Source organism: Desulfobacula sp. (assembly GCF_030145145.1).
Classification (GTDB): domain Bacteria; phylum Desulfobacterota; class Desulfobacteria; order Desulfobacterales; family Desulfobacteraceae; genus Desulfobacula.
Map to the genome: position 1 here is coordinate 37,620 of NZ_JAQYWD010000035.1, position 13,869 is coordinate 51,488.

Sequence of the window (13,869 nt, forward strand, 5' to 3'; positions counted from 1 at the left end):
AAACAATGAAATTATCAAGCCACGACTATCATTATGGTAAATCAGAATAAATAGGGGAACTGCTCCACTTGCTGATTCTTTCCCACCCATATCGGTCTTCCCAGCCTTTTCTGCGGCTTTTGGGTTTTTTCCTTTTTTCTTGACCGGGGTATCCGGGTCCCATATCCAGTATACGCCTGTCAACCGGTGATCTGCGATCGACCGGAGAGCGTTTTGCATGAACACTTTTTGCATGAACCATTATATCCTCCTTTAAAAGTTAAGGGGTAACTCAACTTTCGGAGTTGGCAATTTTTCCATGGGGTCAGGCTTTCTTTATGGCACTTTTCACCCGTCTGTTTATGAAATAATTATAAAAAGCACCATAAAAAAAGCCTGACCCCCGTCCATTAAAGCTAAAGTCCGAAAGTTGAGGAGGTAACTTTAAAATCGCCAGGATGCAGTGGATAAGGACATCACAGGATAAAGCTTGTTTCAACCTCAGTGTGCATATATTCTATAGTATATAAAATATACAAAAATTGTCAAAATATTTTTTAAGGAAAAATCAACTTTTCAAGGATCAGGCCATAAAATTGTTTGATGTCTGACGAAAAAATCCACCCCAAATGGGTTGAGCAATACTGACAGGTACCAATTTGCCAGGAAAACCCCGGGAACCATGAAAATTCAGGCGAGGGTATGGAACTGGACCGGCATCCCCTGGCATTTGAAAAACACCCAATCTCAAACACATAGCCATGAAGATTGGCAAAAATATGACGAAATGCATCATTGACGAGGATTTGTTTTGAAGGGTCGGTGATGGGATGACGGCAATCGGCACACAGGATGACCGCCTCTTCCCGCAGCACGGTCTGGGGCTGGTCCTGGTCCCGGGCACCCCTGAGCGGCGATTGTTTACAGATCACTTCCATATCCATGCCTTTAATTTTTACATGGGGTCAGGCTTTCCTTATGGCGCTTTTTACCCGTCTGGTCAAAAAATAATGATAAAAAGCACAATAAAAAAAGCCTGACCCCGTCCATTGAAATTCTTTGCGGTCACTTTTTCCCCCATTCTTGTTTGGTCATGCCCGCCAGGGGTTCTTTATCAAGGTAATAAAGGGTTGCCCCCACCGGGGCAAACGATAAAAATACCATATTCAACCCGGGGACAAGAAACAAAAGACCAAATCCCACATGAAACCATAGATTCTTCTTTAAAAACCCCAGCCGGGTTTTAAAGGGGACCATGCGCCTGGCCGGTATCAGGTCTGTATTGTCCCATGCCAGAAACATGACCGCCACAATAGAGGAGATAAATATGATCACAGGACTGACCGGGGTCAACAAACCCAACAGCATGATGATGAGAGAAATCAACACCGGCAGGATTGCCCTGGGGATTTCCTGTTTGATCAAATGCACGAAAAACCCCACCCATGAACCGGGTTCAAAATGCGCTTCCGTTCCCCGGACAAGGGTTTCTGTAATCCTGGACATATAATCCATGATAAACACACAAAACAATACTTGTGCGATCAAGTACGCCAGCACCATGGAAATGGCCGCCAGGACGATGGACAGAATCCAGGAAACCACTTTCCATAGAACGATCAGCCAACCCTGATCCGGCATTCGCCAGATCAGGTTCAAAATGTCTGCGTGCCAGTATAACACCAGACCGGATAACAAAAGGGTCAAAAACAAGACGACAATAAACCGCAATATCCCCAGCATCAGCAGTTTCGGTGTTTTAAAGGCGAGTATTACCCCTTTGATATTATATTTTAATCCCTCATATATGCTCATTTTACGCTCTTCATCCTCTATCAATTCCTCATTATAAAAAATGGGTCAGGCTTGCGTTATTGACTCAACTTTCGGGGTTGGTCATTTATATATGGGGTCAGGCTTTCTTTATGGCGCTTTTTACCCGTCTGGTCATAAAATAATGATAAAAAGCACAATAAAAAAAGCCTGACCCCTTACATTAAAGCTAAAGTCCGAAAGTTGAGTTATTGACACTTTTGTCGGCTTCTATCCTTAATTATTCAGGCTTTGGGCAAAAGCATGGAGCCTGATAAAAGATTCAGCCTCCAATAACACAAGCCTGACCCCGTTATAGCTATAATCATAATGAAAATTGCTGCTTTCCCTTGATCTTTCTTGTGAAATCTTTACAAGTGTACTATAGAACCTTCAAATTTTCAACGTCAAGGAGTCAGTAGTCATGAAAATATATTATGTGGATGGCAAATTTGTTCCCGCTGATCAGGCTGTGATACCGGTAAATGATCTTGCCCTTTTGAGGGGATACGGCGTCTGTGATATCATGCGCACTTACAGGGGGAAACCCTTTTTTTTAAATGATCACATCAAACGGCTGGAAAACTCGGCAAGTGAAATCGGTCTGTCTTTACCCTGGCAGACCCGGGAGATCAAAAACATTGTGCTGGAAACACTCCATCGAAACACGGACGTTGATGAAGCAAATATCAGGATTATCATCACCGGTGGACCCAGTTCCGACTTTTTTTATCCCCAGGGCAACCCCCGGCTGATTGTCCTCGTCACCGACATGACCGCACTGCCCGATACCTGGTATACAAAGGGCGTCAAGGTCATCACCCACCCCCTGGAAAGACCGCTGCCGGGAGCCAAGGTCATCTCCTATATACCGGCTGCCATGGCCTTAAAACAGGCAAAAGAACAAGGGGCCATCGAGGCCTTATACATCAATCGAAACAAAGAAGCTTTGGAAGGCACCACCAGCAATCTGTTTGCCTTTTTCGGGCAGACCCTGGTCACCCCCGGGGAGGGGGTTCTCAAAGGCATCACCCGGCAGGCCATCCTGTCCCTTGCCAAACCCCTGTACAAGACAGAAGAAAAAGCCATCCCATTGGAACGCTTGTTAACGGCCAGCGAAGTCTTTATCACCGGCACGAACAAAGGCATTGTACCGGTGGTTCAAATTGATGCCGCCCGCATTGGAACGGGCACACCCGGGGTCAATACGACCCGGCTCATGACGGAACTGGAACAGCATACCCTTGCATTTATCAACTCATAATCAGACCAGCAATTCTCATTATAAAACGCAGTAGTCGCCAGACAATGGTTCAGGCTTGCGTTATTGACGCTTTTGCTGAATTTCTTTGCTATTATAGTCTGTTGTCAAAAGCATGGAGCCTGATAAAAGATTCAGCCTCCAATAACACAAGCCTGACCCCTCCTGGGTATTGGCCGAAACGATGATCAAGCCCCAGGGATGCATTTAATGACATAGGAAATATTTTTGGAAAATTCTTTATAGGACACGTTTTGTCTTTGTTCGATCAGATCTCCCCGGATGCCAAACCGTGTCCGATAGCAGTCAAAAAAACACCCTTCTCTTGATATTGAATTATTGTTCAAATCATGGGGTGTCCCCCCCAAACATCGCCGGGCAATTTTTGTCTGGCGTGTAATCCGGGCCTCTTTTAACAGGACCATGACCGCTTCACTGATATGGATCCCATCCGGAACCCCCGTGCTTTCAAGCCGGGATGCCGTATTGACCGCTTTACCGATGGCCGTTACAATTCTTCTTTCCTGGCTTCCCAAAGGACCGATCAAGGCCGTCCCCATTTCCATACCCGCCCTGAAATGGATATCTGCCCGGGCTTCCGCCATTATTTTTCTCACTCGACCGGCCCTGTCCATGTCGTGCCGGCCGGTTTTCAGCAAGTGTATGTCATTAAAAATAGAGGCAACCGCCAAAACCACCAGCATGATCCGCTCATGGGGTCCCATGGGAAATTGAACGGTTTGGCTGTCAAAGGGGGATGCGTTCTGCAGGAACACGGAGTCACCGATAAAATTATCAATCCTGCAGGCATACCGGGTCGCATTATTGGCTGCAATCTGGTGGCAAAGGTTCAGAATGAAAAAATAGTCCAGGGGATTCTTGATTTTTTTCCGCAGAATGGCTGATCCGGCCATGTCCAAAAAGGCATACACCCCATCGGTGATGGTGACTGCCGTCATATTGAGCTGGGTTTCATTTACCGCACCCACGGCTTTCAGGTAGGCTTTCTGGGCATTTAATTCAATTTCTTTGTTTTTCAACAACACCGCGGTTTTTCGAAGCCTTTTTTCCTTGCGCCATATGATATGGGCTGCTGACCGGCCCCGGGCAAATCCAATATGGGCAATGGATGCCATCTCAATGGCAGAAATCAACCGGTTCAATCGTTTTTTTAACTGGTGTTCATGGATAAAGGCATGGTTGTTTTTCTGCAACAGGTCATCATTTACCGTGTTAAATACAATGGCGCCAAAATCCGGAACATACGCAGACAGAAAATTTTTGGACTTGAATTGTTTGACAATGGCCATGTCAATTTTCAAATCCGGCAGGGGTTTAAACTGTTCTCCGTTGTACGAAAGAATCGATGTGGTTGAACAGGTTTCTTCATCCGCTGTTAAATCGTCTGGATGCGATACGTCAGGAAGGGTATCAATAATGAGAATTTTAATGCCTTTTTTATAAAAATCCTGGTGATTTCTCAGGACAAAGGAAATAATGCCATCGGTCTCTTTTTTATCCCCCAATGGGGTTTCTCTGTACAATCGAACCGGTGACAAGCCTTTGGATTTTGCCACCAGGTCACCAAAATATTTCAGGAATACCCCGTTCAGTCCCTTTCCATTAAACTTATACAAAATGCCCCGGTCCCATTTATCCGGCGGTAAAAATTTCAAGCCGGTCCGATTGGTTCCCAGCAACAGGGCCACCTCTCTGGCCGGTATCAAGCGCAGGGAAAAGGACAACAGACGGTCCAGGGTATTTTTTCGTTTAAAGACCACCCGTTCAAATTTGTTTAAATCAGGCAATTCACGCTTCATTGGCACCCTATTTCTCCCTTCACTGACCCATCAGGCAATGGCTTTGAGGATGTTCCGGGTTTCCAGCAGGGCCCGGGAAATATGGTTTCGTTTTTCCCCCAAATGGATTTGAATGCTGTCGTTTTTAATGACGTCAAAACGGGCCAGGCCCTTCAGGGACGTGTTTAATGATGACATGGGTTTTTTCCTGTGCGGTTCAGAAAAAACCAGGGTCAGTCGATTGGGAGTGATATCCAGCCGCTGAACCCCTGCCTGGATACAATACACCCGCAGCATAATTTTCAAGAGCATGTTTTCCGCCGGTTTGGGCAGTTTGCCATATCGGTCTGTCAGCTCTTTTTTCATGTCTGAGATATCTGAAATACGGGTAATCCTTGACAGGCGGCGGTATACGGTCAAGCGCTGCTCAACGGATTCGATGTATGCCTCGGGAAAGCCCGAGGACATGGCAGCATTGATCTCAGGCTCCAACGGTTCAATAACGTCTTCCCCTTTCAAATCGTGAACCGCCTGGTCCAGCAATTTCAAAAACATGTCATACCCCACCGCGGCAATATGACCGGATTGAGAGGCGCCCAGGGCAGTGCCGGCCCCCCGTATCTGCAGATCTTTCATGGCAATTTGAAATCCCGACCCCAGATCCTTGTATTCCATCAAAGCAGACAATCTTTTTGTGGCATCTTTTGTCAATCGCTCTTCGTCAGAAACGAACAGATAGGCATAGGCCTGATGATCTCCCCGGCCGATTCTCCCCCTTAACTGGTAGATCTGGGCCAGCCCGAATCGCTCTGCCTTGTCAATGATCATGGTGTTGGCCGAGGGGATATCCAGACCGGATTCAATAATGGTGGTGCACACCAGGACATCAATTTCAAGATTGACAAACTTCAGCATCACCTTTTCAAGCTCGGTTTCAGACAGCCTGCCGTGGGCCACGGCAATCCTGGCTTCCGGCACCAGTTTTTGAATATTCCGGGCAATTTTGGAAATGGTCTTGATGGCATTATGCACAAAAAACACCTGACCGTTTCGGGCCAGTTCCCGTTTAACGGCATCCCGTACAATGATGTCCTCATGTTTTGAAATATAGGAGATGATGGGCTGTCTGTCCGCCGGGGGGGTGGTGATCACACTGATGTCCCGCATGCCGGTCAATGACAGGTGAAGGGTCCGGGGAATGGGGGTGGCGGTTAAGGCCAGGACATCCACGGAACTTCGCTTCTTTTTCAATGCCTCTTTATGCTTGACCCCGAACCGCTGTTCCTCATCAATCACCAGGAGTCCCAGGGATTGGAAATCAACGTCTTTTTGCAGCAGCCGGTGGGTACCAATGACAATATCCACCCGGCCGGTACGGATGGCCTTGAGGATATTTGTCTGCTCTTTGCGGGTTCGAAACCGTGACAGGCATTCAATGTGGACAGGATATTGGGCAAACCGCTCCCTGAAGGTTGACAGATGCTGTTCTGCCAATATGGTGGTGGGCACCACAACCGCCACCTGCTTGCCGTCATTGACGGCTTTAAACGCTGCCCGGATGGCCACTTCTGTTTTACCATACCCGACATCTCCGCAGACCAGCCGGTCCATGGGCGTTTCAGACTCCATATCCAACTGCACATCATCAATGGCCTTCAACTGATCCCGGGTTTCCTCATAGGGGAACGCCGCTTCAAAATCATTGTAGTAATTGTCCGGCCGGGAAAAGGGGAACCCTGTATTCACCTTTCGTTTCGCATACAGGTCCAGCAGATCGGCTGCCAGCTTCTCCACCTCTTCTTTGGCCTTGGCCTTTGATTTGATCCAGGCTTTGGAGCCGATTTTGTCAAGAACCGGTGTATAGCCATCCACACCGATATATTTACCGATCATCTCAATGCGATCCACCGGCAGATAGAGTCGGTCATTGTCCTGATACACGATCAGGATAAAATCCTGGGAAATGCCATTGACACTTAAACTGCACAATCCCTCATATTGTCCCACCCCATGTTCAACATGAACGATGATATCCCCATTTTTCAGCTCTTCGGGTGTGATAAACTGGGTTTTTAAATCGCTTCTGGCCGCCCGTTGTCTGCGAATTCTTTTTTTGCCGAAAATTTCATTTTCCGTAACAAGGGCCAGCCCGTCTTCCGCCAGAACAAATCCCGAAGACACATCTCCGAAAACCACATAAATTCCCGGGGGCTTTGCCAGGGCAAGGGGAAAGGATTGACACAATTCAGGCGCAATCCCATAGGGCTGCAGCAGTGACACCAGTCGCTTTGCCTGGGCGGCCTGGCTGAGAATGCAGAGCACCGTCCGGTGATGGTCCATGTGATCGTTAAACCAGTCCACCAGGGGCCGTAACGGATTCTCCCTGCTCCCGCCGCGTTTCAATGACGCGGACAAGTCCGTGTTGTCCTGATACTCAAATGAAATAGGGGGGGAAGATGTTTTATCGGAAGGGTCCATTGTCATTTCAAAGGGGGTAAAGGAGGACCGCTTCTTTAATTGAAGGATCGTTTTTATTTTATCCCATTTCAGATAAAGGGTATCCGGTGCCACACAAAGCCGGTTTTCCGATGCAGTGGTTTTGTAATTCAACAAGGCTTTATTTTCAAAGTCCAGGGCCCCGGCTTCAAGTTCATCCGGCATATCCAGCAGCATTCGGGCCGTTTCAGGGATATAGTCAAAAAACGTGTCCAAGTGCTCGTACACGATGGACAGCATGCTTTCAATCCCGGGAAATCTGCCGAATTCCCGGGTGTCGTTGACATAGCCCCGGATCATTGATGCATCCAGGCCGGCAAGGGTTCCGGCCTGCCGGAGACGGGCCAAAAGATGGGGCATGGCCTCCGGGGTGACGACAGCCTCGGTTGCCGGGATAATAATGGTCTCGAACAGGTCTTTGCTCCCCCGCTGGGTAAAAGGAGAAAAATAGCGGATGGATTCCACCAGGTCCCCGAAGAATTCAATGCGGACAGGAAAGGGTTCCCCCGGGGAAAACACATCCAGTATCCCCCCCCGGACAGAATACTCCCCCGGATCTTCCACAAGAGAGGTCCGGGTGTAGCCCCCGGCTTCAAGTTTAACGGTCAACGCCTCTCTGTCAATTTCTTCATTGGCAATCACCAGTTCGGCAAATGCATCCAGCGCTTTTTTCGGAATCAACTTCTGCAGGACCGTTTCCACAATAGTGACAATAAGCACCGGCTCAGCACCTGAATTCATAATTTTGGATAACGCTGCCAGCCGGTTAGTGGAGGTTTCTTTATGATATGAAAGCGACTTAAACGGCAGGATGTTATAGCCGGGGAAAAAAACAAGCCGGTCTGTTCGATCCGGCAGAAAAAATTTCAGTTCATCTAAAAATCCCAGTGCCTGCTTTGTATCCTTCAGGATAACAACAAGGGAAACATCAGATGCCCGATACAATTGGGCCGTTAAATACGCTTTATGGGATCCGTCGGTGGGGGTAATGACCACTGAATTGTCCGTGGCAAGAATGTCTTTGATCAACTGATTTGGCATCTATATCTGAAACGTCCCGGTCTGTTGTTCCTTGTTTTTCTTTACCTCAACTTAAAAATTATGGTCTTGATGTAAAGGAAGTTGAGAAAAGAATCAAGGACTAAATAAAAGAATACAATAGTTAGTGCCTTACCGGAAACTCCTTGTTTGGGCGAAAAGTTGCCCATATGCAAGGCGCAAGAAATCTTGAAACCGGAGTGTACTAATGTACATGAGGATTTCAAGATTTCGCAGCAACGCAGCAGATGGGTGAGTTTTCGCCCAAACATTATTTGAACTTGTTTGCCAGATCATTATCAATCACATAGATACAGGCCTCATTAGCGCCCTGGGTGGAATATCCGAATTTTCCGGAAAGATTGTCCAGCAGAAATTTCACATCTTTTTTAATCCGTTTGTCATGGGCTTTATACTTTTCCGTATCAAAATCTTTGATGGCATTTCTAAAATTTTCATTCTCAATAAACGGCTCCAGCACCTTTTTCTTGAGGTTGTGGACATACCGATCGTACAAGGATTCAAACAGCCGGGTTTCCGTGATGTTCTTCCCTTCTATCATGATCTCGTGGGTCAGGGCCCGGGTGGTGTATTCTTTCAGTACGTCATTTCGAATCTCCTGTCTTCGTTTCTTGTCCATATCCTCGGACAGCAGCCGGTTTTCAATACTCTCAAGAAAGGCTTCCGTGACATGGATCTCCTCCTGGGTAAAGATACATTTGACAATCGAGTCCAGCTCATTGGTCACCGCAGAAATGTAATTCTTGATATCTTTGGCAATCTGTTCTTCATTGTAATAATATAACGATTCCTTGACCTGTTGAAGGACACTGTAATCATACATTCTCAATAAAGACTCCAGAAATCCCTGGGGGATCATTTTTTTGGGCTGATCGTCCAGCTTGTTGAAAAACGTACACAAATCCGGCATATTGATCAACCGGTCTTCTTTGGCATATTGTGAATAGAACTGATCGAAAATTTTAATGGCATCCCGACCGGACAGCCCTTCTTTTCCATAAATTTCCGATTCCGCAATAATTTTTTTCAGCATGGTATTGTCCAGGGTTTTAATATCCTCTTCTTTCAGCCATTTGGGAATATGCCCGGAAAATAATTCCATTTTTAACAGCATGAGCTGGTCATCACAAAAATTCTTATATTTTGACGTATCTTTGATCCATTCGGCCAGGGCCATTGATTTTTTACCGATTCTGGTACAGATAATAATCCGGGCAAAATTTTCCAGCACCATGGGCAGAAAACTGCCTTCAATGTGCCGGCCGAAAATATTATTATAAATCTTAACTTCTGTTTTCACATCCAGGACATAGGGGATATCAATATATTGAATCCGGTCTTCAAAGGACGGAAAATCACGGATACTGCGTTTGTCCTCGGGATTCATCAACGCGAAAAACAGGGAATCCACCCGTTCTTCAATATCCTCCACCTTGTGAAGCCCTTCACTGATAATATTATGCAGTTCCACCATTCGTTCAATGTTATGGGCCTTGATATCCATGAGGGCATAAATCCCATTGTTGATTTTTGCAAACCGGGAGTACATGTAATTGATCACGTTGCTGTCTTGAAATAAGGCGTTAATCCGTTTTTGAAGCATCTCATTGGACACAATGTTCTGTTTTAACGGCCTGTCCCCCGGATTGAACACACTGATGCCGGTTCCCAGTCGACGGTTAAAATAATACGGTCTGGCATACAGCATTTTAAACACTTCCGAGGGGTTGCCCAACCGTTCCATCAACGAATGATAGATGGATGAACAGATCGTACACACCTCTTCTTTAAACACCCATTCATACTCTTTTTCGGTAAACAGGCGCCATTTAAATTCATCATTTTTAATCAATTCATCCAGGACGATCCGTCGCTGGTCTTTGGGAATCGCCAGAAACGGATTGTCATGGGAAATACAGGGCACTTCAATATAATCGGCGTTGGTATCGGTAAAGATCGGTTCGTGTTTCATACCGTCACCTTCACCTTTTTCAACATAATGAATGAGTTTTTCAAAAGCAGAGATGGACAAAGATTTGTCTTTGTCCTTGAGCTTCTTGATATCCAGCCGCCATACGATTTCATACCGGAGACCTTCTTCCGTGTTGGCATATATTTCAAATTTTTTTAGTAAATTATTTAAAAACGTACTCTTGCCGCAGCCATGGGGCCCATAAAAAATATAGATCCGGTTCTGCTGGGCCCCATGCCGCAGGTATTCCATCTGTTTCATGAACCGATTGGCAAACAGCATGTCCGTAAAATAAGGGTTTTCAGAATCCTCAACAAACAACCGGGAACAATCATATTTGGTAAAGGTCAGCTTGTCGATATCCCCGGCAATGGTATCTTCGGATTCATCCACATAGCATTTTATCATATCATGGAAGGTCTGAAAGATATTTCTTAACATGTGGGACGGCTTGGCATTTAACATATTTAAAAATTCTTCAAACGGAACCGGCTTCAGCCGCTGGGAATCTGTGATATTTTTATCCAAAAGATCAAGGGTTTGATCCACTGATGTTTTGTTTAAGGCGTTGGTTTCCATATCAAATTATAACTCCCGTTTATGAAGTTTACGGTTTTCCATCACATACAGCATTCGTTTCCATTTGATCTCTTCCGGCTGTTTTTTTTGGGGTTGCTGGGAAGCGGGATCCCAGAAACCGGCATACTGGGTTGCCGCCTGTTTTGATACCACGGGTTCGCTGGTCTCCAGATGGACCGGCCCCCCCCATAGATATTCAATCCCCACCATGGTATTCTCAATAAAATCCGTTTTTAACGGTTTATTTTCAAATTTGTGGTTCAGATACAAGACCCCTTCTTTGCAGCCGGCAGGGTCCACAAAAACTTCCGGGGGATGGTACAGGGTGTCAATGATCATTTGCTTGTAATCGTCGGCTTTTTTGGATTTGATATAAAATTCCCAGGACATCCGGGGTTTATTAAACCGTTTCCCTGCCACAAAAAGAGTGTGTTGATCCACAAACTCCTGGTCAATATAGGTGTTGATAAAAGTAAAATCATTTAAGTTTTCACGAACCTGTAAAATAAATGCATCCCCTGAATCTTTGTCACGGTTATATTTTTTCTTGCCGACCTCATCCTTTAAAAACAGGTAGTCAAACGAATAACATCCCCTGTCTTCCATGTCTTTAATATGTTGAAACAGCCTCAGTCCCAGGGCGTAGGGATTTAATCCGACTTTGGGCATGGCGGTGACCGCCGCATTGACCTTGGCAAAATCAATTTCATGACCGCAGATCCGGTCATCCCGCATAAACAGGTATTCATGCCAATAGCTGGCCCACCCCTCATTCATGATTTTTGTTCGAATCTGGGGCTGAAAATACGAAGAGGTGTTTTTAACAATTTGAATCACTGATGTGATCCATTTGTTTTCGTCCTGTCTTAAAAACGGGGAATGTTGAATGATATATTCAATGATGTCCCGTTCCGGCTTCAGGGTAATGGACGTTTCTTTTTTGTATAATTCGTCAAATTCCGGATATTGACTGACAATCTCATCAAAAAAATCTTCGCTGCCATCCCTGCCGGCATTAAATCGGGTAATCTCCTTGAGATAGTCATGTTGAGACACATGTTTGATTCTTTGCAAAAAGATATCAAAATAAAAATCTATTTTACTCAATTGATACCGGGACCCATTCATAATGGTGTGATTGAGCTCTTTTTGATACCCCACCAGGTTATCAATGCCCCGGGAAAATTCAATGGCGTAATCCACCCATCGGCCTTTTTCAGACCTAAGATGGGCAATCAGTCGTTTATCCGCCAATGCCTGCCCGGTTAAATCAGTGTCCCATGTATTTTTATAGAACATATTGTTTTGAAAAAAATCAATGTGTCCCAACACATGATAAAAAATCATGACATTGAGCCAGTCCGGATTATTATCGTTGTAATATGAAATGGCCGGCCGGGTGTTGATCACTGTTTCATAGGGATTGGACGGATAGGCCTCGTACATCCCCTTGCCGGACAACACCCGTACATCATGCACCCAGTAGTCATACAGCGTGGGGATCATCACCTTGGGACTGAGTTCAATCATATCCCGGTTGGTCACAATATATTCAAGGGTTTCATCATCAAACGTCAACCCGTGATCCCGGGCCCTTAGTTTACATTCTTCCATTATGCCTTTGACATGTTGGCTGACAAGTTCCATGGATGTCTCACTTTCAGGTTCAATGCCCACCGGAAAACGTGTCCGTTTTTCGGTCAGACACGGGGTAACCCTGGCCCCTTTTGTTATGAAATAAGCTTTTTTATGCCTTGAATAATTCTTGAATCATCTGCATTTTCATCCATTATATCCATCTTGATCAGGCTGCTGTGACGTTCCAGGATGCCCGATCGTTTCAAATATTTTTCCACTTCCGTCTGCTTGGATCCGACATAGGAATGTTCGACAATGGAAATCCCGATCCGGGCAGCATAATTCATCATCCGTTCAATTTCATCAAGGGTCTGTTTGCCTTCCTTGTCCCAGTCATCTCCATCCGTGCCGTGAAACACATAGATATTATAATCCCGGGCCAGGCTCTCTCTTTCCACAATATCATTCACCAGTTTAAAGGCCGTAAAGACCTTTGTGCCCCCCGCCACCTTATACGAATAATATTTATAAAAATCAGACACCTCTTTGGCGGCTGTATCGTGGAGGATAAACCGGGTTTCCACCTGCTTTTCATATTGATATAAGAGCCAGGAATACAGCATCACATGCTGGGAAACCACCGTCTGGGTGACTTTTCCCCCCATTGATCCCGAATAGTCCCTTAAAAAGAACACCAGGGCCTGGGATTCGAAATCCTTTTCCCTGGACAGGATCCTGTAAATCATGTCCTGGGGCGAAATGATAAATTTTGTTGAATCGATATTGCCGACGTCCGGGATATTTCCCAGGGTAATATTGGTTTCCACGATGCGTTTCAAAGTGGCTTTTTTATCCAGGATCTGACCCACACCCCGGTTCTTGTCGGTGAGGTCATACACATACCTTGCCAGGGTTCGTTTTTTCCCTTTGTCCTTTAAGTTGGGCAGCTGAAAATCCTGGGACAAGACCTTGCCCAGCTCATAGGCATTGGATTCCAGCTCGTGTTCACCCCCCTCACCTTCTCCAGGCCCCTCGCCGGCTCCTTCTCCTTCCCCTTCCCCTTCTTCGGGGCGGACCGGCTGTTCTCCGATGATATCCCCTTCTTCTCCCTCACCTGTTCCGCCGGTGGGGTCTCCCTCCCCGGGTTCCTGGTTCAGGGTGATCTCATCATGAACAAATTTTTCTTCCACCGTGGTGGGGACAATGATAATTTTATCTTTTCCACCGGACCCGGGTTTGACAATTCTGCCAATACGGATTTTTCGTTTAAACCCGTCTTCTTCTCTTCTTCTGTCTCTTTCAAGAAGTTCATCAAGGGTTATCATGTGCCATTC

General features: G+C 46.0%; 9 protein-coding genes. 1 reads left to right on the top strand and 8 read right to left on the bottom strand.

What is annotated here, in order from left to right:
• Positions 1–31: 31 nt before the first annotated feature.
• The 3 genes from Q1Q15_RS18770 to Q1Q15_RS18780 form a co-directional block, all read right to left on the bottom strand.
• The gene (locus Q1Q15_RS18770; RefSeq protein WP_300463448.1) at positions 32–241 is read right to left on the bottom strand and encodes a hypothetical protein; all 210 of its coding nucleotides are present in this window, start codon (positions 239–241) and stop codon (positions 32–34) included.
• Between the two features lie 295 nt (positions 242–536).
• Positions 537–917, bottom strand: coding sequence for a cereblon family protein (locus tag Q1Q15_RS18775; protein WP_300463451.1), 381 nt, complete (start codon positions 915–917; stop codon positions 537–539).
• Positions 918–1,044: 127 nt separating this feature from the next.
• The gene (locus tag Q1Q15_RS18780; protein WP_300463454.1) at positions 1,045–1,794 is read right to left on the bottom strand and encodes an EI24 domain-containing protein; all 750 of its coding nucleotides are present in this window, start codon (positions 1,792–1,794) and stop codon (positions 1,045–1,047) included.
• Positions 1,795–2,215: 421 nt separating this feature from the next.
• Here Q1Q15_RS18780 and Q1Q15_RS18785 point away from each other — a divergent pair, with 421 nt between their 5' ends.
• Entirely contained in the window at positions 2,216–3,055 is an 840-nt protein-coding gene (locus tag Q1Q15_RS18785; protein WP_300463456.1) for an aminotransferase class IV, read from the top strand.
• A gap of 185 nt (positions 3,056–3,240) precedes the next feature.
• Here Q1Q15_RS18785 and Q1Q15_RS18790 read toward each other — a convergent pair whose 3' ends face one another.
• The 5 genes from Q1Q15_RS18790 to Q1Q15_RS18810 all read right to left on the bottom strand — a co-directional run bounded on the left by Q1Q15_RS18790 (position 3,241) and on the right by Q1Q15_RS18810 (position 13,860).
• Positions 3,241–4,872, bottom strand: a complete 1,632-nt coding sequence (locus Q1Q15_RS18790; RefSeq protein WP_300463458.1) for an adenylate/guanylate cyclase domain-containing protein — start codon at positions 4,870–4,872, stop codon at positions 3,241–3,243.
• A gap of 30 nt (positions 4,873–4,902) precedes the next feature.
• On the bottom strand, positions 4,903–8,388 hold the full coding sequence (gene mfd, locus Q1Q15_RS18795; protein ID WP_300463459.1) for a transcription-repair coupling factor: 3,486 nt from the start codon (positions 8,386–8,388) through the stop codon (positions 4,903–4,905).
• A gap of 268 nt (positions 8,389–8,656) precedes the next feature.
• Entirely contained in the window at positions 8,657–10,957 is a 2,301-nt protein-coding gene (locus tag Q1Q15_RS18800) for a serine protein kinase PrkA (RefSeq protein ID WP_300463462.1), read from the bottom strand.
• Between the two features lie 6 nt (positions 10,958–10,963).
• Positions 10,964–12,604 carry a SpoVR family protein gene (locus tag Q1Q15_RS18805; RefSeq protein ID WP_300463464.1) on the bottom strand — a complete coding sequence of 547 codons (1,641 nt, stop codon included), beginning with the start codon at positions 12,602–12,604 and terminating at the stop codon, positions 10,964–10,966.
• A gap of 83 nt (positions 12,605–12,687) precedes the next feature.
• Positions 12,688–13,860 carry a DUF444 family protein gene (locus Q1Q15_RS18810; RefSeq protein ID WP_300463467.1) on the bottom strand — a complete coding sequence of 391 codons (1,173 nt, stop codon included), beginning with the start codon at positions 13,858–13,860 and terminating at the stop codon, positions 12,688–12,690.
• Between the last annotated feature and the right edge of the window lie 9 nt (positions 13,861–13,869).

Coding starts and splice junctions, on each gene's coding strand:
- Q1Q15_RS18770 (WP_300463448.1), bottom strand. CDS start 241: ATGGTTCATGCAAAAAGTGTTCATGCAAAACGCTCTCCGGTCGATCGC.
- Q1Q15_RS18775 (WP_300463451.1), bottom strand. CDS start 917: ATGGAAGTGATCTGTAAACAATCGCCGCTCAGGGGTGCCCGGGACCAG.
- Q1Q15_RS18780 (WP_300463454.1), bottom strand. CDS start 1,794: ATGAGCATATATGAGGGATTAAAATATAATATCAAAGGGGTAATACTC.
- Q1Q15_RS18785 (WP_300463456.1), top strand. CDS start 2,216: ATGAAAATATATTATGTGGATGGCAAATTTGTTCCCGCTGATCAGGCT.
- Q1Q15_RS18790 (WP_300463458.1), bottom strand. CDS start 4,872: ATGAAGCGTGAATTGCCTGATTTAAACAAATTTGAACGGGTGGTCTTT.
- mfd (WP_300463459.1), bottom strand. CDS start 8,388: ATGCCAAATCAGTTGATCAAAGACATTCTTGCCACGGACAATTCAGTG.
- Q1Q15_RS18800 (WP_300463462.1), bottom strand. CDS start 10,957: ATGGAAACCAACGCCTTAAACAAAACATCAGTGGATCAAACCCTTGAT.
- Q1Q15_RS18805 (WP_300463464.1), bottom strand. CDS start 12,604: ATGGAACTTGTCAGCCAACATGTCAAAGGCATAATGGAAGAATGTAAA.
- Q1Q15_RS18810 (WP_300463467.1), bottom strand. CDS start 13,860: ATGATAACCCTTGATGAACTTCTTGAAAGAGACAGAAGAAGAGAAGAA.